The organism is Cobetia sp. BL01, from assembly GCF_056493605.1.
Map to the genome: position 1 here is coordinate 657314 of NZ_JBVBEE010000001.1, position 23472 is coordinate 680785.

The following is a 23472-nucleotide window of genomic DNA, read 5'->3' on the forward strand; positions in this document are numbered from 1 at the left end:
ATGAACACATAACGACAACGACAGGGGACGATGCCATGGAATCGGCAGATCGCAGCAACAACCCACCACGCAAGGAAGTCATCATCATCGGCGCCGGACCTGCCGGGGCGGCGGCGGCGGCCTGGCTGGCGCGCGCCGGCCACGCCGTGCGCGTGCTGGAGCGCAGCCACTTCCCGCGCTTCTCCATCGGCGAGAGCCTGCTGCCGCGCTGCATGCAGCATCTGGAGGCCTGTGGCCTGATGGAGGCCGCCGCCGCCGGAGGCTATCAGCGCAAGACCGGTGCGGCCTTCACCCGCCGCGGCGAGCATCGCGTGATCGACTTCCGCGACAAGTTCAGCGACGGCCCCGGCACCACCTGGCAGGTGGAGCGCGCCGACTTTGACCAGCGTCTGATCGAAGGCGCACGGGCGGCGGGGGCCGAGGTCGAATTCGGCGTCACCGTCACCGGTTTCACTCCCGCTCGCCCCACGCAGAGTGGCACTGCTGGCCATGCTCAGGGGCCGCGTCTCACGTTGGCCGATGGCCGCGAGCTTCAGGCCGCCTTCGTGCTGGATGCCAGCGGCTATGGGCGCGTGCTGGCACGGCTCGAGGCGCTTGAGCGTGACCCGCGACTGGAGCCACGCATGGCGCTGTTCGGCCATGTCCACGATGGCATCGCCGACCTCGCGCCGCCCGCCGAGGGCTATCGTCGCGACACTATCCTGATCGCCTCGCACCCGCTGCATCCCGATGTCTGGTACTGGCTGATTCCCTTCGCCAATGGCCGCGCCTCGCTGGGCGTGGTCGGCCCGCGGGAGCTGATCGAGCCTGCCGCCGGGGACGATGCGCAGACACACCTGTGGCAGTGGGTGATGGAAGAACCGCGCCTGGCGGAGCTGCTGCGCGATGCCACGCCCGCCAATGCCGTGCAGTCGCTGGGCGGTTACAGCGCCGATGTCAGCCGCCTGCATGGCCCGGGCTATGCGCTGCTCGGCAATGCCGGCGAGTTTCTGGACCCGGTGTTCTCCTCCGGCGTGACCATCGCACTGGAATCCGCCCTGCGTGCCGCACCGCTGGTCGCGCGTGAACTGACCGCGACCCGCGATGAGCAGCGCCCGGACTGGGCCCGCGAATACGAGCTGCCATTGCGGCGTGGCATCGAGGTGTTCCGCGAGTTCGTCACCGCCTGGTACGACAGCCGCCTGACCGACATCATCTATCACCCTCGCTCGCCGGACCGCATTCGCCAGATGATCAGTTCGGTCCTCGCCGGCTACGCCTGGGACGAGGCCAATCCCTTCGTCAGCGCCAGTCGTCGTCGCCTGACCGCACTGGCCACGCTCGCGGCAGCGCAGGCGACGCAAGCGGAGACCTGCGAGCCCGCCGCAAGCGCTCTCTCAACGGCCGGCACGCGGCAGAATGACGCCAGAAAAGGTAAAGTATCGTCATGATATCCATGCGTCTCTCGCCTCATGCCATCTCAGTCGGGCTGCGCTCAGTCGGGCGGCGATCCGTCGGACTGCGCTCTTTCAGAAAGTGTTCTGTCGGACTGCTGCTGGCGACCAGCCTGCTGTTGAGCGGCTGCAGCCTGCTCGTGCCCGGTCCGCTCAGCGCCGAGAGCCCGATGCCGGCCCTGACGAGCCTGCAGGAGAGCAGCACCCAACGTCTGATTCTGCGCGTTGAGCGTAACAAGAGTGAGGCCAGCGAGAATCGCGCGGCAGCAGACGCCGCTGAGGACGAGGCTCGCGACCTGCCGCCCCTCATCGGCGTGCTGCGCCAATCGCCCGAGGCCATGCGGCTGGTGCTGCTCAGCGTGCAGGGCCAGCGACTGCTGACACTGGTGAATGACGCCGATGGCAGCCGCTTCGAGAAGGCCCGCCCCGAGGTGCTCGACAAGCTGCCCTTCACCGCCGACTGGCTGGTCCGTCGCATCGCCTGGGTCCACTGGCCACAGGCCGCGATCGATGACGCCTTTGCCGGCAGCGCCTGGCAACTGGTGCAGCACGGCGAGTGGGACACGCCTCACCAGGCCGCGCAGCGCCTCATCCTGCGCGATGGCGAGCGCATGGCCGAGCTGACCCGCGACGCCGAAGGCCGCGTGATCCTGCGGGACCCGGCCACCGAGATGCAGATGATGCTAGATCCCCTGTCTTCCCCCAGCCCCTGACGACTCACCGGAAGCTTCCCCGCATGACTGAACCCGTCACACCCGAGGCACCTGATACCCGCCATGGCCTCACCCCTCGCAGCCCATGCCGTCTGTCTCGGCCCGGTATCGTCTGTCCGCTGGGCGCCGACCACGGGCTGATCAGCAGTGCGCTGTTCAGCGCCAGTCGCGGCCTGCGCGTCAGTGATGACTTCAGTCCCGGCACGCCGCTGTCACTGGGCCGTGTCACCGCGCGGCTGGTGGACGACAGCGACTGGCCGGTCCCGCTGCGCTCACGCAACAACCGACTGCTGGCCACCGCGCTTGAGCAGCTGACACCGGAGCTTGAGGCCCTCAAGCGCCAGGGCATCGCGCCGGAGCGCATCGGCGTGGTGCTGGGCACCAGTACCTCCGGTATCGGTGAGACGGAAGCCGCGATGGACGCCCAGCGCGCCGCCGTCGCCCAGGGCACGCCGAGCGCCGACAGCTGGCCGGAGAGCTTTGAATACCGCCGTCAGGAACTGGGCGCGCCCGCCGAGTGCGTGGCCTGGTTGAGCGGCGCGCGCGGGCCGGTCTACACCCTGTCCACCGCCTGCACCTCCAGCGCCAAGGCCCTGGCCAGCGCACGGCGTCTGCTGGCCTCCGGGCAGTGTGATGCGGTGATCGCCGGTGGGGCCGACAGCCTGTGCCACATGACGGTGAAGGGCTTCATGAGTCTGGAGGCCGTCAGCCGCCAGCAAAGCCAGCCGCTGGGCGCCGCGCGCGACGGCATCAATCTGGGCGAGGCCGCGGTGCTGTTCGTGGTCACGCCGGAGCACGGTGGCGTGCAGCTGACCGGCGTCGGCGAATCCAGCGATGCCCATCACATCTCCGCGCCCTGCCCGGATGGCAGCGGTGCCGAGGCCGCGATGCGTGGCGCGCTCGCCAGCGCCGGCCGCGCCCCCGGCGAGATCGACTACATCAACCTGCACGGCACGGCCACGCCGCTCAATGACGCCATGGAAAGCCTCGCCATCAGCCGCCTGTTCGGTCCCGATGGCGACGAGGCCGCGAGCCGCCCACCCGCCGTCAGTTCCACCAAGGCCCTCACCGGCCATACGCTGGGGGCCTGCGGGGCGCTGGAAGCCGCCTTCTGCTGGCTGACGCTGGAACATGGTCGCCTGCCGCCGCACGCCACCCCGCGTGAGGCGCTGGACCCGTCATTGCCCGCGCTCAACATCGTCTATCGTGACCGCCCCGAGACCCCGCCGCTCAGAGTGATGAGCAATGCCTTCGCCTTCGGCGGAAACAACATCTCGCTGATACTGGAGCGTCACGCCACCGACCCGGAGTCCTCTGCATGCTGACCCCGACCGCTACCCCCGCCACGCCGCTACCCGACGGCACGTCTTCCCGTGACGAGGGCTATCCCGTCATGCCCTGCGCCATCGGCCCCTATGTGCCACACGAAGCAGGCATGTGCCTGCTGGATGAGGTGCTGGCCTGTGACGAGCACTCGCTGAGCGCGAGCGTGCGCCCCTCGCCCGAGGATCTGTTCGCGGAGCTGGACGGCGCTGGCCAGGCCGTGATTCCCGCCTGGGTCGGGCTCGAGTGGATGGCCCAGGCCATCGCCGCCTGGTCCGGCCTGCAGGCCGCGCGCACAGGCCAGTCACCCCGCGTCGGGTTTCTGCTCGGCAGCCGCCGCTATGAGAGCGAGCTGCCCACCTTCGCCTGCGGGCAACGCTGGCAGATAGACGTGCAGCTCGACTATCGCGCCGACAACGGTCTGGGCGCCTTCAAGGCCACCCTCAGCGACGAGCACGGCACGCAGGTCGCCCGTGCCGGCGTGAACGTCTTCGAGCCGCCCGCCCAGGCCGTGGCGTCTGCCGTGTCGGAGGAAGGAAGCCCTGAAGCAGGCCCACAGGGGCGCTCACCAGAACACTCACCCGGTCAGCAGGATGCTGCCGGTGCCGCACCGCAAGGTAACGTCTGATGTCCGTCACACCCCCCGCTACTCGAACTACCCCTGCTGACAACCAGGGTGCCGCCGCTGCCAATGAGACGCGCGAGTGGATTCTGGTCACCGGCTCCAGCCGTGGCATCGGCCGCGCCATCGCGCTGCGTCTGGCCCGCGAAGGCTACCACCTGGTGCTGCACTGCCGCTCGCGCCGTGATGCCGCCGAGGAGGTCGCACGTGAGATCAGCGCCCTGGGCGGTGAATCGCGCATCCTGAGCTTCGATGTCGCCGACCGCGAGGCCGCACGCAGCGCGCTGGAGGCCGATGTCGAGGCCCACGGCTGCTACTACGGCGTCATCTGCAATGCCGGCATCCACGCCGACAACGCCTTCCCGGCGCTCACCGATGAGGACTGGGACAGCGTGATCCGCACCAACCTCGATGGCTTCTACAACGTGGTCAAGCCGCTGGCGTTGCCGATGGTGCGTCGCCGCAAGCCGGGGCGCATCATCGTGATGTCCTCGGTGTCCGGCATGATGGGCAATCGCGGTCAGGTCAACTATTCCGCCGCCAAGGCGGGGCTGATCGGCGCGGTCAAGGCGCTGGCGGTGGAGCTGGCCAAGCGCCGCATCACCGTGAATGCCGTCGCGCCGGGGGTCATCGCCACCGAGATGACCGAAGGGGTCGAGATGGACGAGGCGCTGAAGATGATTCCCATGCGCCGCGCGGGCGAGGCCGAGGAAGTCGCCGCCACCGTGGCCTTCCTGTGCTCGAAGGATGCCGGCTACATCACCCGCCAGACCATCGCGGTGAACGGAGGGATGTTCTGATGACAGCTCCCTCTTCCCCATTGCGCGGCCATCGCGTCGTCGTCACCGGCATGCATGGCTTCTCGCCCATCGGCAATGACTGGCCGACCCTGCGCGCCAATCTGGCCGCGGGCCGCACCGGCATCCGCTATATCGAGGATTGGGACAAGTACGAGGGTCTCAACACGCGTCTCGGCGCGCCGGTCAGCGATTTCGAACTGCCCAAGCACTACAACCGCCGCGCGCTGCGCAGCATGGGGCGCGTGGCCCAGCTGGCGACCCGCTCCAGCGAGCTGGCGCTGGAAGCCGCGGGACTGAGTGACAGCCCGCTCAAGGAGAGCGGCCAGATGGGCATCGCCTACGGCGCGTCCGCCGGTGAGCCGGACGCGGTGGCGGACTTCGGCAACATGCTGATCAACCACTCCACCGATGGCCTCAACGCCAACTCCTACATCCGCATGATGGCGCATACCGCGCCGGTGAACATCGGCGTCTTTCTCGGCATCAAGGGGCGGATTCACACCACCTCCAGCGCCTGCACCTCCGGCAGCCAGGGCATCGGCTATGCCTATGAGGCGATTCGCTTTGGCCGCCAGATAGCGATGGTCGCCGGGGGCTGCGAGGAGCTGTCCGCCGCCGATGCCGCGGTGTTCGACACCCTGTTCGCCACCAGCACCTGCAATGACCGGCCGGACCGCTCGCCGCGGCCCTTCGACGCCGAGCGCGATGGGCTGGTGATCGGCGAAGGGGCCGGCACGCTGATCCTCGAGGAGCTGGACCACGCCCTGGCGCGTGGCGCGACCATCCACGCCGAGATTCTCGGCTTCGGCACCAACTCCGATGGCCGCCACGTCACTCAGCCGGACGCCGACATGATGGAGGCCGCGATGCGCATGGCCCTTGACGATGCCGGCCTCTCGGCCAGCGAGATCGGCTATGTCAGCGCGCATGGCACCGCCACCGAGCGCGGCGACATCGCCGAGAGTCACGCCACCCATGCCGTGTTCGGGGAACGCACGCCCATCAGTGCCTTCAAGAGCTACACCGGCCATACCCTGGGGGCCTGCGGTGCACTGGAAGCCTGGATCGCCATCGAGATGATGCGCGAAGGCTGGTTCCACGGCACCGCCAACCTCAAGGACATCGACCCGCGCTGCGCGGCGTTGGACTACCTGCGTGACGGCGGCCGCGAGATCGAGACGGATACGGTGATGAGCAACAACTTCGCCTTCGGCGGCATCAACACCTCGCTGATCCTGCGGCGCTGGCAGGGCTGACGACGCCCGCACGGCCCTCGGGGTCATCGGGCGCGTGACTGTCGCCACCAGACGACTTTGCAGCGGGTCACAACTGGCGCAAGATACGCGCCCGCTGCATGGTCTATGGTGTGATGGGCTCACGCCGTTGGCTGGATGAAGGCGATATTCCCTGGCGTCGAGCCAGTCAAACCCTGTCAGGAGAGGTGTCAGATGGCGTCATCCGTTGCTCAGTCGTTCGTTTCCTCGTCACACCCCATGGCCCACGCCAGCACGGCGCCGGTCGGCCGCCTGTCGCGGGGACGCGTGCTGGTGTCCGCCCTGGTGCTCGGCGCGGCTGGGCTGCTGGCCTCCGCGCCGGCACAGGCGCGGGACACGCAGCACTTCCTGCCCATCATGCCGGTGATGGCCAGCACCGCGGCCAGTCAGCGACTGGGCAAGGACGTGGCCTTCTTCTTCGGTGACAAGCAGCCCTACGAGCGCATCGAGAAGCGTGGCTGGGCACGGGTGAACCCGAAGACCAACGCGACCAACAAGAGCGATGCCGCGGCCTGCCGCTGGGTGTTCCTGTCGGCGCTGCGCGAGCTGCAGGAAAAGGCGCGGGAATACGGGGCCAATGCCGTCATCAACATCCGCAGCGACTATGACAACGTGCCCTACTCCAGCAGCGAGAAGTACGAGTGCCATGCGGGCAATGTCGTCGCGGGCGTCGCGTTGCGCGGGGATCTGGTGATCCTGCATCCGAAGAACTGATTCGCCATCATGACGGCCAGGGAAGGCAAGGATGTGAGTGAGACAGGCGAGCCGGTCGAAGGCAGCTCGGCGCGCGCGGCGGATACTCCTGCGGCGCGCCCGACCGATCACCCCGCCTACCGCTGCGTGGTGCTGGGGCATGCGGTATCGCATGGCTCCGCTTCACTGAGCACTGGTTCACTGAGCACAGGTTCGCTGAGCACTGGTTCGCTGAGCGCCGACTCGTCCAACGGCGAGCCGCTGATCTCGCATGATCCCCACGCCCTCGCCGCCGCCTTGGCGTCTGCGACTGACGGCGCTGTGCGCGACTTGCCGAATGACAGCTCTGACGCCACCTCTCGGCCAGCCCGCCTGTGGCTGGCCGAGGCGTGTGTGCTGCCTGCGTCTTGTGCTGATTCGGCTGCTCCCTCTGCCAGCTCCTCGACGGATGCCTCCAGCCGTCGCTCGATGCGCGATTTACAGGCGGCTGTGGATAACGCGGACACCCCCGTGTCATCTGCCAAGGCCCGCCGTCGCCAGCAACGTGAAGCCGAGTCCCACCTCGCCCGCGTGCTGCTCGGTGAACTCGCCGCCGCCCAGGGTATCCAGCTTGCGATGGCGGACTGGTCACCGCGTGGCCAGGCACCCCATCACCCTGCACTACCGGCAGGCTTCTACGTTTCCATCGCCCACCGCCACGGCCATGTCCTCGTCGGCCTCGCCACCGCCCCGCTCGGGCTGGACCTCGAATACCACAACCCCCGCCACGCCCACGACCTCGACGCCCGCATCGCCATGCTACCTACAGACGCACGCGAACGACTCGCCGAGGCATCACACCTCAGCGAGACAGAACGACTGGACGAGTTTTATCGGGAATGGGTGAGGTATGAAGGATACCTAAAATTCATTACTCTATTAAAAACCTCACAAATTAATATCAGAATTCACTTATGACATAAAATTGATTTGATTCTAAGAGAGGTTTCCTAAGATATTCATTATAAGATAAAAAACACATATCGAAGTTTATCCCCCAGAATAACTCAAGCTGCTGAAACTCTTTTCTCAGATATTCATACAATATCATATCGCTATCAGCTCTACTCACTACTAAAATATCCACATCATTATAAACATTATTTCTAAAAAAAGAACCAAAGCCGTATATACCATAAACACCATCTAATTCATTAACCAGCTCTCTCAGACTATTTATAATAGCCGCTTTATAACTATTAAAATTCATCTTTCCAGAGCATTCCAAGCAGTTCACTACTAGTACATACTTGTACATCTAAATCTTGGCAAAATCGCTGTGCGTCACTTGTACACTGTGACCAATTCCCACCTATATAGATAATATTTGTTTCAGAAAATTCAGCCAAAGCACTTTGTGCCTCTGTCAATCCTAATGTATACTTTCTCAAACACAGAATATTAAGTTCATCTAGTTGCCTTATACGACTTACAGTAAAAAATATATCTCGGCTTCTAGTAACCTTAGATATATTCCCATGTGTCGATAATGCTCTTCCTAGCCAGCTAATATGACTGAACGGTACGTTCCAATTATTACTCCCATTATCACACATCAGTAAACTCCTTAGAAAACTCTTCAGGAAATCTTTTATAGGAATCTAATCTTGAGTATTGGTTTTGCTCAAAAGAGCTAGCATGGTTTTTGAAAGCAGAAAACAATTGATATTGACGAGAATTCAAAAGCTCTTGATTGCTCTCAATTAGATTAATTATTTTCTTATTATTAGGTATGATTAAAGATATTTTTTTAAAATCCCAAAGTTCATGAATGTTTGAGCCAGGATCATTCATGGCTATTTCTGATTCAGGCCCACATGATTGCCAAGCTTCATGATTGTCGACAAGAAGTCTAGCCACTTTGGTCTTCAAATCATTAAAACTACTACAATCTTCAACTCCAAGCCGACTACTGACTAATTCTTCATGCTGAGTCTTCCACTCAAACAGCATCTCTACTGGAAATTCTCCCTCGGGTGATTTGTCAATATGTCTATGACAAGTAGGACATAATAGAATCAAATTATCATATTTATCGCTACCGCCTTGCGCATTACCTCTTGGCCCCTTAACGCTTTTAGCGACAACATGGGCCATTTCGCCAACGTTGTACCCAGAGCCTTCTGAAACTAGTGATGTAAGCTCCGCCTTACATCCTGGATTCGAGCAAATTCCAGCAGCCCTACCCCATAACATTTTAGAATCTGCATCACTTATTGCCAAATCATTACCCCCCAAAATAATTCACAGCAACAAAAATATAACAAAACCCGCCTAACAAGTAGACGGGCTTAGAAAAACCATACTGCGAGTTATTTAACGGCGGCGACCACGGTAATTTCACACAGCAGTTCCGGGCTGGCCATGGCGGCTTGGACGCAGGCGCGGGCGGGAGCGTGACCTTCCGGCACCCAGGTATCCCAGATGTCGTTGAAGGTCTTGAAGTCGTCCATTGTCTTGAGATAGACGGTGGCGGAGAGCAGATGCTCGCGGTCAGTGCCGACTTCTTCCAGCAACGCATCGACACGCGCGAGCATGCTGTTGGCTTGATCGGTGATATCGCTGAAGCGTTGTTCCGGCCCGGCGACCTGACCACACAGGTAGATGGTGTTGTTGTGGATGACGGCGCGGCTCATGCGTGCCTTGGTATCGTGACGTTGGATATCGCTCATGGAGAGTGTCCTTGTGCCGTTCTTCTTGGAGTGGTGAAAGACGCACCAGCGTAAGGGAAAGCCCCTCAGCGGCATGGCGCGCAATGAGGATAAGCGGCCATCAGCGTTCCAGATTCCGGCGAGCGGCGCAACGCGACCTGCGGGGTATTTTCCAGTCGTCGTGAGGGTTTCTGCCTTGCGTACCTGTAGCCACTGCCCAAGGGGCGGAAATAAAGACGCCGCGCCATCCCGACATGACACGGGAAGGCGCGGCGTTCTCATTGCCCGACAGGGCGTGTGCTGAACGTGCTAGCGCAGGATCAGCAGCGGCACCGTGGCATTGCGGATCATCTCGGTGGTGGTACTGCCGACCAGCAACTGACGGATGCGCGAGTGGCCGTAGGCGCCCATCACCAGCATGTCGATGGCGTGCTCCTTGGCGTATTCGCGCAGACAGGCTTCCACTTCACCGGCCTTGAGGCTGGCCTGCACGTTGAAGCCCGCTGACTGGAGGGTGTCACGCGCGGTCTCAAGCGGAGCCTGATGCTCCACCGAGTCCGCGCCGACCATCACCAGATGCAGCTCGGCGCCCTGCAGCAGGGGGCTGGCCGCCAGCACCTCGATGGCACGCTTGATGGTGGCGCTGCCATCGAAGGCGATCAACACGCGTGTCGGCGTCTGAAACTCGCCCGGCACTACCAGCACGGGACGATGCAGGCTGCGGATCACGCGCTCCAGATTGGAGCCGAGATGCTCACTGGCCTGCTCCGCCCCTTCCCCGCGCTTGCCGATCACCAGCAGGCGGATCTCGTCCTCAAGCTCCGCAAGGGTCTCGACCAGCTCGCCATTGCGCTGGCGTGGGCGCGGCTCCGCGATGCCCGCCCGCACGGCGCGCTCGTAGGCGGCCTCAAGCATCAGGCGGCCCTGCTCCTGGGCGATGCGCCCACGCTGCTCATCGAGGGTGGCGAGCTCCTCCAGCAGGTGCTCCCGGGCACCGAGACCGATGCTGCCGGAGAGATCGCCATTGGCGGGTTCGGCGCTTTCATTGCGGTCGATCACATGCAGGATGCTGAGAGGTGCCGACAGGCGCTGGCTGGCCCAGACGGCGGCGTCACACACGGGGGCGGCGAAGGCGGAGCCGTCAATGCAGGCGGTGACCTTGTCATGGCCTGTCGCGGCACTGGCAGAGGATTGGCTCATGGCGGGCTTCCTTGTGCTGACAACAAAAAGTACTGACAACGGAGATGGCGTGCCGACCGGGGCGACGCAGAAGGAGGACTGACATTCCCCCCGCGATGCCGGCGCGGCCTGTTTCGAGATTACCACTTTCCGACCCCATGAACGCAAACGGCGGGCAGCCCGTGAAGGACTGCCCGCCGTCTGACCTTGTCACGCGGCGCGATCAAGCGAAGTGCCTCGATCGCGCAGGGTCAATCGTGCATGATCAGTGACCCATCAGTTTCTCGACCGCGTCCGGCTTGTCATGCACCGCGAAGCGATCCACCAGCGTGGCACTGGCCTCGTTGAGGCCACGTACCTCGACCTCGGTCCCCTCACGACGGAACTTGACCACTACGGTATCCAGCGCGCCGATGGCGGTGATGTCCCAGAAGTGCGCACGGCTGACGTCGATCACGACACGCTCGACGGTTTCCTTGAGGTCGAAACCGGCCTGGAACTGCTCGCTGGAGGCGAAGAACACCTGACCGACCACGCGGTATTCGCGGGTACGGCCATCGGCATTCATGTCGCTGCCGATATGCAGCACCTGGCCGATCTTGTTGGCGAAGAACAGCGCCGAGAGCAGCACGCCGACCAGCACGCCGATCGCCAGGTTGTGGGTCGCGACCACCACGGCCACGGTCCCCAGCATGACGATGTTGGTAGACATCGGGTGGCTCTTGAGGTCACGGATCGACTGCCAGGAGAAGGTGCCGATGGAGACCATGATCATCACCGCGACCAGTGCGGCCATGGGAATCTGCGAGACCCACGGGCCGAGGAACACGACCAGGATCAGCAGCACGACACCGGCCACCATGGTGGAGAGGCGAGTACGACCGCCGGATTTCACGTTGATCATCGTCTGACCGATCATCGCGCAACCCGCCATGCCGCCGAGGAAGCCGGTGACGACGTTGGCCGCGCCCTGGCCCTTGCACTCACGGTTCTTGTCGGACGGCGTGTCGGTCAGATCATCGACCAGCGTGGCCGTCATCAGGGATTCCAGCAGGCCCACGACCGCCAGCGGCAGCGAGTACGGCAGGATGATCCACAGGGTGTCCAGATTGAAGGGGATGTCCGGAATCAGGAACACCGGCAGGCTGTCCGGCAGCTCACCCATGTCACCGACGGTACGGATATCCAGACCGACGGCCATCGCGAAGAGGGTCAGCACGATGATGCAGACCAGCGGCGACGGCAGCAGCTTGCCGATCTTCGGCACCAGCGGCAGCAGGTAGATGATGCCCAGGCCCGCGGCCGTCATGGCATAGACGTGCCAGGTGACGTTGGTCAGCTCCGGCAGCTGGGCCATGAAGATCAGGATCGCCAGTGCATTGACGAAGCCGGTGACCACCGAGCGCGAGACGAAGCGCATCAGGGAGCCGAGCTTGAAGTAGCCGAAGATGACCTGGATCACGCCGGTCATCACGGTGGCGGCCAGCAGGTACTCCAGGCCGTGGTCCTTGACCAGGTCGACCATCAGCAGTGCCATGGCACCGGTGGCGGCGGAAATCATGCCCGGACGGCCACCGGCGATGGCGGTCACCACGGCGATGGAGAAGGAGGCATACAGGCCGACCTTGGGGTCGACACCGGCAATGATGGAGAAGGCGATGGCTTCGGGGATCAGGGCCAATGCCACCACCAGGCCGGACAGGATGTCGGGCCGGAGGTTGGAAAGCCACTGCTGTTTGAGGCTGCTTGTCATCGAGTCGTCCGCAACAGGTTGGGGAAGGTGGTGTGCGTGCTGAATCCTGGCGCTGTCGAGTCAGTCTGGCGTCCGGTTGTGGCAATCTTCATCGCTGCCGTCAGGGGCAGTGCCGCTCGCGCCTGGCTTGCGTCGTGATGCCGCTGTCGTTTCCGGTCGCCCTGTTGCTTTCTTCGCGCCATGAGCTATTCGCTCCGGTCGCCGTGAGGCGTCCAGAGGGCTGTCATTTGACAGTGAATAAACTCGGGGATGGGCGGGATTGTATCAGCTGCGACCGGTGGACGCATCCGCAGAACGCGCGCTCGCCGTCACCGATTGACGGTGACGACGGTCGATCAGACTCTTGATGAGCATCGCGCCCAGCACCAGTGCACCGCCCGCCCAGCCACGCGGGGTGAGCGATTCTTCCAGCACCCACCACACCCACAGGATGCCGAACACGCTTTCCAGCAACATCAGCAGCGCCACTTCCGCGGAGGGCAGATAGATCGGGCCACGCTGGATCAGCGTGAAGCCCAGCGGCGAAAGCACCAGGCACAGCAGCACCAGCCAGCCGGCGCGCTGGGCGAAATCGGCACCGTGAGAGGGCCACAGCTGCGTCAGCACGTCACCGCCGCCCTGCGTCATGCTCCACAGGCACGCCAGCAGGCCGCACAGCGCGGTGACCAGCCCGGACAGTGTCAGCATCGGGCTCATGTCATGCCCCGGGCGCGTGCGACACAGCGTGAAGTTGCCGGCCAGCGACAGGCTGCAGCCCAGCGCCAGCAGGTTGCCGGTGAGCGTGCCGCTGCCGGCCTCATCGAGCACCAGCAGCGTGATGCCCGCCAGCGAGGCCAGAATCGCGCCCCACACATGCCGTGGCTGACGCTCGCCCAGCCACAGGCGCGACATCAGCGCCGCGAACAGCGGACTGGCGGCGAGGATGATCAGCACGTTGCCGGCGCGGGTGTATTGGTTGGCGAGCACGAAACCCAGGGTGGAGCCGGTGAACAGCAGCGCGCCCCATACGCCGGTACGCCCGCAGCCACGCATGCGCGCCAGGGCGCTGGCGATGCGTTGTGCGGGAGTGCCGCGCTGGAGGGCCAGCAGGAGCAGTGCAAAGCCGATGGCCGTCAGCAGACCGCGCCAGAACACCAGCGGGCCATCGGCGACATCGGCGAGTCGCAGCAGCAGCGCGTCCGGCGAGATCAACAGCACCCCGCAGGCCGTCATCGCCACGCCCCGCGCCTGCCGCGAGGCGTGGGAGGCGGCTTCTCGCCCGGCCAGCGGGTTCATGACGTCAGTCCGACAGGCGCGACAGGCGCCAGTCAACCACTGGCCAGCCGCGCGCCTCGGCCAGCTGGCGCAGCGGTGCGTCCGGTTGGGTGGCGTGGGGGAAATCGACCCGCTCCAGCAGGGGCAGGTCATTGTGGGAGTCGGAATAGCCCCACAGGGATTGCGGCGTGCGATGGATGCGCTCGGCACCCGCAAGCCAGTCATCGAGTGCCGCCAGCTTGCCTTCGCGGAAGGTAACGATACCGCTGGTGGCTCCGGTGAAGCAGCCCTGCTCATCAAAGGCCGGATGGGTGGCCAGCGCCCCATCGGCGGTCAGACGACTGGCGATGGGCCCGACCAGATGATGCATGGAGGCGGAGATGATCAGGGTGCGATGGCCGGCCTCACCGTGCTCCGCCAGCCGCGCGATGCCGCCTTCCAGCAGTCGCGGCATGACCATTTCTTCCACGAAATCATCGACTTCGCGACGCACCTCATCACGATGCCGCCCGACGAGCGGGCTGAGCAGATGGCCGGTGTGCTCGTGGATGTCCAGGGTGCCGGCATGGTATTGCACCTGATGGCGCTCGCCGATGGCCATGAAGGCATCGACATCCTTGATCCAGCCACAGGCGACCATCCAGCGCATCCACATGCCGGTGCAGTCGCCGTCGAGCAGCGTATCGTCGAGATCGAACACCGCCAGCGGGGCATCCAGCGCACAGTGGTGGCGCACATGGCCCTCCTCCGGCGGCGAGAGCGGCGGCAGCAGGGTCACGGCGTCACAGTCGGCGCAGAGATCCGCCAGCGGTGTGCGGCAGATCTCGACATCGGGCGCAGCGCTCAGGGCACGCGGCCGGGCGGCAGATGAGGACGAGGTACGAGTCACGACAGGCTCCGAGTGGCAAGGGGCGTCAACGGCTTCCTGCCGTCACCTGCGTGACCCTCGCATGCGGCGACGCTGCGGGCAAGTCCGCCGCACCATTCAGGCGCTCCAGCGCTGACGCGGCCAGTGCCGACGTTTTCCGTACCGACACTTCCCGTACTAACGCCGGACGAGCCGCGAGAGCGCCAGGCTGGCGATGGCCGTATCCTGCACGCCGGTACCGGTGAGATCCGCCACCGTGATGCAGGTATCAGGAGCCGACCCGCCTGAACGCAGATCACGCCCCTCGGCCAGCAGACGGCCCAGCTCATGCACGTCACGTGATCTGGCCTGCTCGGCCTCCAGCCCTTTCAGCTCGCCGTTGGTCTCGGACTGGGCGCGGGTATCACACACGAAATGATCGCACTCGAGGAGCACATCGGCTTCCAGCTCACGCTTCTCGGGACTGTCGGAGCCCATCGCGGTGACATGCACGCCCTCCGGCAGCATCGAGTAGTCCAGCAGCGGCGTTCGCGAGGGAGTGGCGGTGACGATGATATCGGCGTTCTGGCAGACCGCATGCAGGCTGTCATGACTGCGCACCGTCAGCCCCAGGCGCTCCTCCGTCTCCCGCGCGAAGGTCTCGGCACGCTGCTTGTCCCGCGCCCAGACATCGACACTCTCGATGTCGCGCACCAGCCGCAAGGCCTCCAGCTGCAGGCCGGCCTGCTCACCGGCCCCGATCAGCGCGACCCGCTTGCTGTCCGTGCGAGACAGGGCGTCGGCGGCCACGGCGCCGGCCAGCGCGGTTCTCACCGCCGTCAGATAGCCGCCATCATTGAGCAGCGCCTCGGCAAGGCCCGTCTCGGCGGAGAACACCACCATCAGGCCATTGAGACTCGGCAGGCCGCGGGCGGGATTGTTGAAGAAGCCGGGGCTGATCTTGATCGCGAAGTGCTTGAGCCCCTGGATGTGGGCCGTCTTGACGTCCACTTCGCCGTTGGCCTCCTCGATGGCCATCGACAGGATCGGCGGCTGCACCACCTTGCCCTGCCCCAACGCGATGAAGGCATCACGAATGGCCTTGAGTGCCGTGGTATCCAGCCCCACGACCTCGGCGATCTGTTCGCGTGAATAACTTTGCATGCTGTCCTGAGTCGGTTCCGTCATGCGTCCTCCTCCGGGGGTTCGGGTGTCATCGAGCGCTCTGTTGTCTTCAGGCGTTCTGGTGCTTCAGGCGTTCTGGTGTCTTCAGGCGTTCTGGCCTTGCCCCTGAGCGTCTGCCAACAGCGCTCTGGCCTGATCGAGCGTTTCCAGGCTGACGCCGTTGCCGCTGATGATCAGCGCGACGCGCTGGCCACGGATCGACTCGGCCAGCGCGGGGTCGGTCTCGCCTCGCCGCGAGGCCTCGAGTGCGGCAAGCCCGACCACCGCAGCGCCCTCCACCAGAAGCTTCTCTTCCTCCAGCAGCATCAGCATGGCGCGGGCGATGGCGCGCTCGCTGACCTGATGGTGGTGATCCATCACGCGATGCACCAGCGGCAGCGTGGTGTGGTTGTCCAGGCCAATGCCGCCGCCCAGTGAATCGGCGAGGCTTGCGACCTCCTCCACCTCCACCGGGGCGCCCGCCTGCAGGCTGTGCCACATGGCGGCGCCCTCGGTGAGGCTGACGCCATGCACCTGGGCCTCGGGGCGAATCGCCTTGAGCGCCGCCCCGATACCCCCGAGCAGTCCACCGCCGGAGAGCCCGATCAGCACGTGGTCGAGCTTTGGGCAATCCTCCAGCAGCTCCAGCCCGATGGTGCCCTGACCGGCCGCGATCAGCGGGTCATCGAAGGGGGGCACCGCCAGCATGCCCTCCTCCTCGACCAGCCGATGGACTTCCTGGAAGGCCTCGTCCTGACTGCGGCCGACACGGCGTACCTCGACGCTGCCGCCGGAGGCGCCGCCCAGTTCGCCCAGCGCCTCGATGGCCCGTACCTTGTTGGCGGGTACCTGCTCGGAGAGACAGATGATGGCCTTCAAGCCACGGCGCATCGCGGCATAGGCCAGCGCCCGACCGTGATTGCCGGTGGAGGCAGTGGTCACGCCGCGCGCCAGGCGCGTCACGGCATCCCCCGACGACTGCTCGGCCACGGCCGCCAGCAGGTTGCTGGCACCACGCAGCTTGAAGGCGCCGGTGGGCTGACGGGTTTCCAGCTTGAGCAGGATCTCGGCATCGAAGCGTCGCGACAGCGCCGGGGATGGCACCAGCGCCGTACGCTCGACACCCGTGTCAGTCGATGAATGAAACAGCCGCTGGCGCGCGGCATGGATATCAGCCAGCGCCAGCGGCGTTTCCCGTGGATGCTTGAGCGGGGGTAGGGTCAATACCATGGCCTACTTGTCACCAGAGGCCAGATCACCGTTGTCGAGAAGCTCCTGATGCACCTTGTCCACGGCGCGACGCGCGCGGGCGATGATGTCATCGATCTCCTCGGGCGTGATCACCAGCGGCGGTGCGAAGCCGAGGATGTCGCCCTGGGGCATGCCACGGGCGATCAGCCCTTCCTCGAGTGCCGCCGCCGAGATGCGCGGGCCGACCTTGAGTGCGGAATCGAACGCCTTGCGCTCTGACGGCTGCGGTGAGAACTCCAGCGCCGCCAGCAGGCCGATACCACGCACGTCGCCGACGATGGGGTGATCGGCGAAGGCTGCCTTCATGGCCTTCTGCAGATAGGCGCCGGTATCACGGGCGTTGTCCACCAGCCCCTCACGACGGATGATCTCCAGGTTGGCGACACCGGCGGCGGCACCCAGCGCGTGGCCGGAGTAGGTCCAGCCGTGGCCGATGGGGCCGAATTCCCCGGTGCCCTGCTCCAGCACCTTCCACACGCGGTCGCCGACGATGACCCCGGACAGCGGCTGATAGGCGCTGGTCAGGCCCTTGGCGATGGTGACCAGGTCCGGCTTGATGCCGAAGTGCTGATAGCCGAACTGGCTGCCGATGCGCCCGAAGCCGCACACCACCTCGTCACAGATCAACAGGATGTCGTGACGCTTGAGCACGGCCTGGATGGCCTCCCAGTAGCCCTCCGGCGGCGGCACGATGCCACCGGTGCCCAGCACCGGTTCGCCGATGAAGGCGCCGACGGTCTCCGGCCCTTCGGCCTGGATCATCGCCTCGAGCTTGTCGGCACACCAGGCGGAGAATTCACGCTCGCTCATCTCGGCGCATTCCGCGGGGCGACGGTAGTAGTCCGGCGCTTCGGTATGCAGGATGCCGGCGATCGGCAGATCGAAGTGATCATGGAAGGCCGCCAGGCCGGTCAGAGAGCCTGAGGCGATGCCGGAGCCGTGATAGCCGCGCCAGCGCGAGATGACCTTCTTCTTCTCCGGCTTGCCGATCACGTTGTGGTAGTAACGCACCAGCTTGAGCTGGGTCTCGTTGGCATCACTGCCGGACATGCCGTAATACACCTTGGACATGTCAGGCCCGGCCAGTTCGAGAATCTTCTCGGACAGCGCGATCTGCGGCTCGTTCGAGTGGCCGACATAGGTGTGGTAATAGCTGAGCTTGAGGGCCTGCTCGTGAATGGCATCGGCGACTTCCGTGCGCCCGTAACCGATGTTGACGCAGTAGAGGCCGGCGAAGCCGTCGATCAGCTCACGCCCGTCGCGCTCACGGATGCGGATGCCTTCGCCGCCGGTGATCACGCGGCCCGGCAGATCGCCCTGGGCGAAATCACGCAGGTGGGTGGAGGCATGGAAGGTGACCTTGCGGTCACGGCGAATCAGCTCGTCGGTGCTGATGCTGTCATCGAAGCCGACAGACTGGCGTTGGGTGTTATCGGTGCTCATGTGACTCTCCGAATGGTCCACAAGGGGCGATCGCGCCGTGGCCCTGACCGCCCGTGACAATGAATGATGTCCGTCTCAACTCCCGGAGGCGCTTTCCATCCCACCCAGGCAGTAGTACTTGATATCCAGATATTCCTCCAGCCCCTGGCGACCCCCTTCGCGCCCGAGACCGGATTGCTTGACGCCGCCGAAGGGAATCGGCGCACCGGTCATCTTCACCGAGTTGACCGAGACCATGCCGAAGCGCAGGCCGCGCATCAGCTGCCAGACGCGGCGAATGTCGTGGGTGTAGACATAGGCGGCCAGGCCGTATTCGGTGTCGTTGGCCATCGCGATCACCTCTTCCTCATCGTGCCAGGCCGTCACGCCGGCCACCGGCGAGAAGGTCTCCTCGCGCCAGGCGCGCATGTTCGGCGTGACATCCGCCAGCAGCACCGGCATGAAGAAGTTGGGGCCGGGGGCCATGCTCTGATCGCCGTGGATCAGCCGCGCGCCCTGCTCGACGGCGTCATCGACGATGGTCTGCGCCTTGGCCACGGCGTCACGGTGGATCAGCGGCCCCATGTCGATACCCGAGACCAGCCCATTGCCGACCTTGAGCTGCTTCATGAGGCGCACGAAGTGGCTCAGGAAATCCTCATACAGGCTGTCGTGCACCAGGATGCGATTGGCGGCGAGACAGTCCTGACCGGAGGTCTGGAACTTGGCATCGACGGCGGCACGCGCCGCCTCCTCGGGGTCCATGTCCGGCCCGACGATGAAGGGCGCATTGCCGCCCAGCTCCAGCGAGACGCGCTTGACGCTGTCGGCGCACTGGGAAAGCAGCAGACGCCCCACCCGGGTGGAACCGGTGAACGAGAGCCCGGCGACACGCGGGTCATCACACAGCTGCTTCGAGACTTCCGCGGCCTCGCCGGTGATGACACTGAAGACACCGGCGGGAATCCCGGCGCGCTCGGCAAGCTCCGCCAGCGCCAGCGCCGAGAACGGGGTCTCGCCGGCGGGCTTGACCAGCACCGTACAGCCGGCCGCCAGCGCGGCGGCGGCCTTGCGGGTGATCATCGCCAGCGGGAAGTTCCACGGCGTGATCAGCGCGGCCACGCCGATGGGTTCACGCACGGTACCCAACGCGGCATTCGGGATATGACTGGGGATGGTCTCGCCGAAGGCACGGCTGCCCTCCTCGGCGAACCAGTGAACGAAGCTTGCGCCGTATTCCACCTCGCCACGGGCATCGTCCAGTGACTTGCCCTGCTCACGGGTCATCAGCATGGCGAGATCCTGCTTGTGGGCGCGGATGAGGTCATACCAGGCATCCAGCAGCTCGCCGCGCTGGTCCGCCCGCAGCTTGCGCCATTCCCGCTGGGCCTCATCGGCCGCGGCAATGGCAGCATCGATCTGCGTGGACTCGAGCCACGGCACCTGACCGAGACGCTCGCCGGTGGCGGGGTCGAAGACCGCTTCCTCACGGCCTGCCTCACCATGCACCCAGCAGCCGTTCACGTAGGCAAGCTGACGAAACAGTCGCGGGTCTTCCAGTGCCATGCCATCGCTGGCGCTGGCCCACTGACGGGTAAGGGTCTGGACACTCATGGCGCTCTCCCCGGCCGAAGGGCCGTCATCTGGACACTCAGACGATCTGCCCCTTGTGGATATCGGCAAGGATGCACATCACTGAGCACTGCATGGGCAGTGTCCTTCGCGCAGCCCGAGGCCTGCGAAGGACGCGTTTCAGTGACTTCAGTGTGGGGGATGTGACGGGAGGAGACTTTCGGGAATGCCCGCCAGAGGCTTGGCGTTCTTTCTGTTGTGGCGGGCGAAATGATGGTTTTTTTCTGTCAGACGGGGGCGCGCTCCGGCGCAGTGCTCTGGAGCGCGACCTCACCTTCACGAGACGACAGGGCCTTCATGTACAGGGGATCAGGCGGTCACGACCTCACTTTCGGTCAGCTCGGCGTAGAGTTCCGGATAGGCTTCCTGCAGACGCTCAAGCTCTGCACGGGCATGCGGGATGGCGTCGGTCAGCTGCTGCCATTCCTCATCACTGAGATTGTCCCGCATCAGCGGAAACAGCTCGGTACGCTCGGCACGCAAGTAGTCACGATGCGCTTCGACATAGTCGCGCAGATCATGGATGAACTGATCCATCGGTATGATCTGATCCATCAGGATGCTGTCGAGATTGTCGGACAGCTTGGAGAGACGGCCGTGCAGAGTGTGATACTGCTGGATGAGCCGCTGACACAGGGGTGAGGCATCCTCGGAGCGCTCGCACAACATCTGCGTGCATTGACGCTCCAGCGGAATGATGAAGCCCTGCATGTAATCGAGAATGTAATCCACCACTTCCCGCATCATGCGAAAGTCCGGGCGTTCGCCACTGACCAGTGTCCTGTGGCGATGCGAGAGCACGTGCAATAGACGCGCCATGTTGGCGTGGTCCTGGCGCAGCTGAGTCACATTGGGCATGACTTCCTCCTCCTGACGGAACAGGTGGCCGATGCTGGCAGACAGCGCTGCCGCCTCGGGCATTGCTACCGAATGTAGCAATGTCGTCATCCTGAAGTGTAGGACACATCCCATGAGCGCCCGTTAGACGTTGGGCGGGATTGCCTGAATGCGCGAGGCATGCTGTCAGGAAAACATGACAGTCCGTGAAGAAGTCACGGATGGCCTGATGCCGTTGGCAGGCCGCGCCAGCCCTGCTGATTTGTACAGGCTTGCGTGATCGGCCATGATGAGCGCATTCCCCGCCCACGCCTGCCGGAGCCTGACTCGCCGATGGATCTCTTTGCCGATACCGCCTCGAATTCCCATGCGCCATTGGCCTACCGCATGCGACCGCGCTCGCTGGAAGATTACATCGGCCAGGCGGCGCTGGTCGGGCCTGACATGCCGCTGCGCCAGATGGTGGAATCCGGCGTGGTGCGCTCGATGATCCTGTGGGGGCCGCCGGGCGTCGGCAAGACGACGCTGGCCGAGATACTGGCCCACGGCTGTGATGCACACCTTGAACAGCTGTCGGCGGTGATGGCGGGCGTGAAGGACATCCGCGAGGTGGTGGAGCGAGCGCGCCACCATCAGGCCAGCGAGCGCCAGACGGTGATGTTTCTCGATGAGATCCACCGCCTCAACAAGAGTCAGCAGGACGCCCTGCTGCCGCATGTGGAGTCGGGTCTGCTGACGCTGATCGGCGCGACCACCGAGAACCCGTCCTTCGAGGTCAACTCGGCACTGCTGTCGCGGGCGCGGGTCTATGTGCTCAAGGCACTGGACGAGGAGGATCTGATCGAGGTGCTGACCCGTGCCTTGCGCGATGAGGTCAATGGCCTCGGTACGCGTCAGATCGACGCCAGCCGCGAGACGCTGACCCGGATTGCGCGAGCAGCCTCGGGAGATGCGCGTCGTGCCCTGGGCCTTCTGGAAACCGCCTGCGACTTCGTGCGCCGTGAGCCAGATGCTCAGGGGGGAACGCGCGAGATACTCGAGGACAGCTCGCTGGAGGCCGTGCTGGGCCATCAGGCCTCAAGCTTCGACAAGCAGGGCGATGACTATTACGACCTGCTGTCGGCGATCCACAAGTCGGTACGCTCCTCGCGCCCCGACGCGGCGCTTCTGTACATGGCACGCTTCATGGATGGCGGCGGGGATCCGCTGGATGTGGTGCGTCGGCTGGCGGCGATTGCCTCCGAGGATGTGGGCAACGCCGACCCGCGCGCCCTGCCGCTGACCATCGCGGCCTGGGACGCCTATCTGCGCCTGGGCGACTACGAGGGCCAGCGTGCCATCGCGCATGCGGCGATCCACCTGGCCATCGCCCCCAAGAGCAACGCCATCGACACGGCGTGGAAGGAGGCCAGAGCCTTCGTGCGCCAGCAGCCGCATTTCGGGGTGCCGGTCTATCTGCGCAATGCGCCGACGACCCTGATGAAGGAGCTGGGCATGGGCGAAGGCTATCGCTATGCCCACAACGAGCCCAACGGCTATCCCGCCGGCACGGCGCACAACGCCTGGCCCGAGGAACTGCCGGTACAGCAGTTCTACCGCCCGACCCAGTATGGCGGCGAGAAGCGCTTTGCCGAGATAGAGCGCTGGCGCCGCGAGCTGGATGACCACGCCGACCGGCACACGCCTGACGCCCAGTCGTGAGCGCCAGAAACGACAACGCCCGGGCCAGATGGCCCGGGCGTTGTCGTCTGATCATCATGTCACTGCTCGCGGATCACTGCTCGCGAATGACATCCGCACCTTCAGGAATCTGGAACACGAAGCGACTGGCCTCCAGACTCGGGTTGTACTGGACATCATGGAAATCGATGGCCGTGCGCTGGCCGGTGGAATCGGCCATCTGCAGCATATCGAGCTGCTCGCCGTCGAAGGTCAGCTTGAGGCTTTCAAACAGGGTGTCGGCCTGCTTGGGCGTCAGCGTGAAGGTCTCGCGGGCCCCCTGCTGCTGGCGCTCGACATCGTAGTTGGCGGTCAATTCGCTGGAACGCCCGGACAGCAGCAGTGCCGGCGTGTGCGTCACGCGCTCATCCAGCGGCTGCACGGTGACCTGCTCCAGATCCGGGTCATGCAGATAGACTTCCTTGCCGTCGGAGACCACCTCCTGGCGGTATGGCGCGTCGACGCTCCAGCGGAACTTGCCCGGACGTGACAGCCACATCTTGCCGTGGGCTTCCTGCAGACGCTGGCCCGAGGCATCGAGAATCTGCTGATCGAAGTCGGCGGTATAGGTCTTGAGGGGCTCCAGCAGGCGAGAAAGACGCTCTCCGGCGGCGTCATCGGCGTGGGCCGGCAGGCTGGCCATGCCCAGCATCAAGGCGGCGCCCAGCCCCTTGGCCAGACGGGTGGTCAATGAGGAAACGAAAGAACGTGACGGTGTATTCATGACACTCCTTGCAATGAGACGGACATGGCTGCGGCCTGAGGCCTGAGGCCTCGACGCGCGATATCCACCTCATGTCAGCGATTCGGGTTGTGGCCTGCCAGTCTCGCCGCGAGTCTGACAGGTGATCTGACGTCTTTGACAC

Annotated in this window: 22 protein-coding genes; 9 read left to right on the forward strand and 13 right to left on the reverse strand. The window is 64.4% G+C overall.

Annotated elements, in window-relative coordinates:
- The first annotated feature begins 35 nt into the window (after positions 1-35).
- The 8 genes from ACZYGA_RS02795 to ACZYGA_RS02830 all read left to right on the forward strand — a co-directional run bounded on the left by ACZYGA_RS02795 (position 36) and on the right by ACZYGA_RS02830 (position 7815).
- Entirely contained in the window at positions 36-1430 is a 1395-nt protein-coding gene (locus ACZYGA_RS02795; protein WP_404625744.1) for an NAD(P)/FAD-dependent oxidoreductase, read from the forward strand.
- Between the two features lie 173 nt (positions 1431-1603).
- Positions 1604-2146: a DUF3261 domain-containing protein gene (locus tag ACZYGA_RS02800; RefSeq protein WP_479398327.1), complete on the forward strand. Its 543-nt coding sequence runs from the start codon at positions 1604-1606 to the stop codon at positions 2144-2146.
- 23 nt (positions 2147-2169) lie between these two features.
- Positions 2170-3471, forward strand: coding sequence for a beta-ketoacyl-ACP synthase (locus ACZYGA_RS02805; protein WP_404625748.1), 1302 nt, complete (start codon positions 2170-2172; stop codon positions 3469-3471).
- A complete protein-coding gene (locus ACZYGA_RS02810) occupies positions 3465-4097 on the forward strand; it encodes a hotdog family protein (RefSeq protein ID WP_404625750.1) in 633 nt (210 codons plus the stop codon). Before ACZYGA_RS02805 ends, ACZYGA_RS02810 begins: the two co-directional genes overlap by 7 nt.
- On the forward strand, positions 4097-4891 hold the full coding sequence (fabG, locus tag ACZYGA_RS02815; protein ID WP_404625752.1) for a 3-oxoacyl-ACP reductase FabG: 795 nt from the start codon (positions 4097-4099) through the stop codon (positions 4889-4891). Before ACZYGA_RS02810 ends, fabG begins: the two co-directional genes overlap by 1 nt.
- Positions 4891-6147 carry a beta-ketoacyl-ACP synthase gene (locus tag ACZYGA_RS02820; protein ID WP_077375291.1) on the forward strand — a complete coding sequence of 419 codons (1257 nt, stop codon included), beginning with the start codon at positions 4891-4893 and terminating at the stop codon, positions 6145-6147. The genes fabG and ACZYGA_RS02820 overlap by 1 nt, the downstream gene beginning before the upstream one ends.
- A 192-nt stretch (positions 6148-6339) precedes the next feature.
- The gene (locus tag ACZYGA_RS02825; protein WP_255303144.1) at positions 6340-6879 is read left to right on the forward strand and encodes a heavy metal-binding domain-containing protein; all 540 of its coding nucleotides are present in this window, start codon (positions 6340-6342) and stop codon (positions 6877-6879) included.
- Between the two features lie 9 nt (positions 6880-6888).
- Positions 6889-7815, forward strand: coding sequence for a 4'-phosphopantetheinyl transferase family protein (locus tag ACZYGA_RS02830; protein ID WP_404625755.1), 927 nt, complete (start codon positions 6889-6891; stop codon positions 7813-7815).
- Here the strand turns inward: ACZYGA_RS02830 and ACZYGA_RS02835 are convergent.
- From ACZYGA_RS02835 to ACZYGA_RS02890, 12 genes are all read right to left on the reverse strand, one after another.
- Positions 7799-8107, reverse strand: coding sequence for a nucleotidyltransferase domain-containing protein (locus tag ACZYGA_RS02835; protein ID WP_404625757.1), 309 nt, complete (start codon positions 8105-8107; stop codon positions 7799-7801). The genes ACZYGA_RS02830 and ACZYGA_RS02835 overlap by 17 nt on opposite strands.
- A gap of 338 nt (positions 8108-8445) precedes the next feature.
- Positions 8446-9120: an HNH endonuclease gene (locus ACZYGA_RS02840; RefSeq protein ID WP_479398329.1), complete on the reverse strand. Its 675-nt coding sequence runs from the start codon at positions 9118-9120 to the stop codon at positions 8446-8448.
- Between the two features lie 89 nt (positions 9121-9209).
- Complete coding sequence (locus tag ACZYGA_RS02845; protein ID WP_077375298.1) at positions 9210-9569, reverse strand: RidA family protein; 360 nt, start codon at positions 9567-9569, stop codon at positions 9210-9212.
- A gap of 288 nt (positions 9570-9857) precedes the next feature.
- Entirely contained in the window at positions 9858-10748 is an 891-nt protein-coding gene (locus ACZYGA_RS02850) for a universal stress protein (RefSeq protein WP_404625762.1), read from the reverse strand.
- A gap of 244 nt (positions 10749-10992) precedes the next feature.
- Entirely contained in the window at positions 10993-12480 is a 1488-nt protein-coding gene (locus ACZYGA_RS02855; RefSeq protein WP_077375304.1) for a SulP family inorganic anion transporter, read from the reverse strand.
- Positions 12481-12744: 264 nt separating this feature from the next.
- Positions 12745-13755, reverse strand: a complete 1011-nt coding sequence (locus ACZYGA_RS02860; protein WP_404625764.1) for a DMT family transporter — start codon at positions 13753-13755, stop codon at positions 12745-12747.
- 4 nt (positions 13756-13759) lie between these two features.
- Positions 13760-14623, reverse strand: coding sequence for an HAD family hydrolase (locus tag ACZYGA_RS02865; protein ID WP_077375310.1), 864 nt, complete (start codon positions 14621-14623; stop codon positions 13760-13762).
- A gap of 156 nt (positions 14624-14779) precedes the next feature.
- Positions 14780-15769 carry a cyclodeaminase gene (locus ACZYGA_RS02870; RefSeq protein ID WP_404625766.1) on the reverse strand — a complete coding sequence of 330 codons (990 nt, stop codon included), beginning with the start codon at positions 15767-15769 and terminating at the stop codon, positions 14780-14782.
- Positions 15770-15850: 81 nt separating this feature from the next.
- Entirely contained in the window at positions 15851-16975 is a 1125-nt protein-coding gene (locus ACZYGA_RS02875) for a pyridoxal-phosphate dependent enzyme (protein ID WP_404625768.1), read from the reverse strand.
- A gap of 3 nt (positions 16976-16978) precedes the next feature.
- Positions 16979-18439 carry an aminotransferase gene (locus ACZYGA_RS02880; protein WP_404625770.1) on the reverse strand — a complete coding sequence of 487 codons (1461 nt, stop codon included), beginning with the start codon at positions 18437-18439 and terminating at the stop codon, positions 16979-16981.
- A gap of 75 nt (positions 18440-18514) precedes the next feature.
- Positions 18515-20032 carry an NAD-dependent succinate-semialdehyde dehydrogenase gene (locus ACZYGA_RS02885; protein WP_375782205.1) on the reverse strand — a complete coding sequence of 506 codons (1518 nt, stop codon included), beginning with the start codon at positions 20030-20032 and terminating at the stop codon, positions 18515-18517.
- Positions 20033-20359: 327 nt separating this feature from the next.
- Positions 20360-20908: a hemerythrin domain-containing protein gene (locus ACZYGA_RS02890; protein ID WP_077375707.1), complete on the reverse strand. Its 549-nt coding sequence runs from the start codon at positions 20906-20908 to the stop codon at positions 20360-20362.
- A 312-nt stretch (positions 20909-21220) separates the two neighbouring features.
- Here ACZYGA_RS02890 and ACZYGA_RS02895 point away from each other — a divergent pair, with 312 nt between their 5' ends.
- Positions 21221-22588 carry a replication-associated recombination protein A gene (locus ACZYGA_RS02895; RefSeq protein ID WP_271303199.1) on the forward strand — a complete coding sequence of 456 codons (1368 nt, stop codon included), beginning with the start codon at positions 21221-21223 and terminating at the stop codon, positions 22586-22588.
- A gap of 73 nt (positions 22589-22661) precedes the next feature.
- Here the strand turns inward: ACZYGA_RS02895 and lolA are convergent, their stop codons facing one another.
- The gene (gene lolA / locus ACZYGA_RS02900; RefSeq protein WP_077375322.1) at positions 22662-23330 is read right to left on the reverse strand and encodes an outer membrane lipoprotein periplasmic chaperone LolA; all 669 of its coding nucleotides are present in this window, start codon (positions 23328-23330) and stop codon (positions 22662-22664) included.
- Between the last annotated feature and the right edge of the window lie 142 nt (positions 23331-23472).

What these genes read in the sequence shown, in the direction of transcription:
- ACZYGA_RS02825 (WP_255303144.1), top strand. Translation starts at nt 6,340, where the DNA reads ATGGCGTCATCCGTTGCTCAGTCGTTCGTTTCCTCGTCACACCCCATG.
- lolA (WP_077375322.1), bottom strand. Translation starts at nt 23,330, where the DNA reads ATGAATACACCGTCACGTTCTTTCGTTTCCTCATTGACCACCCGTCTG.
- ACZYGA_RS02850 (WP_404625762.1), bottom strand. Translation starts at nt 10,748, where the DNA reads ATGAGCCAATCCTCTGCCAGTGCCGCGACAGGCCATGACAAGGTCACC.
- ACZYGA_RS02820 (WP_077375291.1), top strand. Translation starts at nt 4,891, where the DNA reads ATGACAGCTCCCTCTTCCCCATTGCGCGGCCATCGCGTCGTCGTCACC.
- ACZYGA_RS02885 (WP_375782205.1), bottom strand. Translation starts at nt 20,032, where the DNA reads ATGAGTGTCCAGACCCTTACCCGTCAGTGGGCCAGCGCCAGCGATGGC.
- ACZYGA_RS02870 (WP_404625766.1), bottom strand. Translation starts at nt 15,769, where the DNA reads ATGACGGAACCGACTCAGGACAGCATGCAAAGTTATTCACGCGAACAG.
- ACZYGA_RS02890 (WP_077375707.1), bottom strand. Translation starts at nt 20,908, where the DNA reads ATGCCCAATGTGACTCAGCTGCGCCAGGACCACGCCAACATGGCGCGT.
- ACZYGA_RS02835 (WP_404625757.1), bottom strand. Translation starts at nt 8,107, where the DNA reads ATGAATTTTAATAGTTATAAAGCGGCTATTATAAATAGTCTGAGAGAG.
- fabG (WP_404625752.1), top strand. Translation starts at nt 4,097, where the DNA reads ATGTCCGTCACACCCCCCGCTACTCGAACTACCCCTGCTGACAACCAG.
- ACZYGA_RS02880 (WP_404625770.1), bottom strand. Translation starts at nt 18,439, where the DNA reads ATGAGCACCGATAACACCCAACGCCAGTCTGTCGGCTTCGATGACAGC.
- ACZYGA_RS02805 (WP_404625748.1), top strand. Translation starts at nt 2,170, where the DNA reads ATGACTGAACCCGTCACACCCGAGGCACCTGATACCCGCCATGGCCTC.
- ACZYGA_RS02830 (WP_404625755.1), top strand. Translation starts at nt 6,889, where the DNA reads ATGACGGCCAGGGAAGGCAAGGATGTGAGTGAGACAGGCGAGCCGGTC.
- ACZYGA_RS02800 (WP_479398327.1), top strand. Translation starts at nt 1,604, where the DNA reads ATGCCGGCCCTGACGAGCCTGCAGGAGAGCAGCACCCAACGTCTGATT.
- ACZYGA_RS02795 (WP_404625744.1), top strand. Translation starts at nt 36, where the DNA reads ATGGAATCGGCAGATCGCAGCAACAACCCACCACGCAAGGAAGTCATC.
- ACZYGA_RS02860 (WP_404625764.1), bottom strand. Translation starts at nt 13,755, where the DNA reads ATGAACCCGCTGGCCGGGCGAGAAGCCGCCTCCCACGCCTCGCGGCAG.
- ACZYGA_RS02895 (WP_271303199.1), top strand. Translation starts at nt 21,221, where the DNA reads ATGGATCTCTTTGCCGATACCGCCTCGAATTCCCATGCGCCATTGGCC.
- ACZYGA_RS02845 (WP_077375298.1), bottom strand. Translation starts at nt 9,569, where the DNA reads ATGAGCGATATCCAACGTCACGATACCAAGGCACGCATGAGCCGCGCC.
- ACZYGA_RS02875 (WP_404625768.1), bottom strand. Translation starts at nt 16,975, where the DNA reads ATGGTATTGACCCTACCCCCGCTCAAGCATCCACGGGAAACGCCGCTG.
- ACZYGA_RS02855 (WP_077375304.1), bottom strand. Translation starts at nt 12,480, where the DNA reads ATGACAAGCAGCCTCAAACAGCAGTGGCTTTCCAACCTCCGGCCCGAC.
- ACZYGA_RS02810 (WP_404625750.1), top strand. Translation starts at nt 3,465, where the DNA reads ATGCTGACCCCGACCGCTACCCCCGCCACGCCGCTACCCGACGGCACG.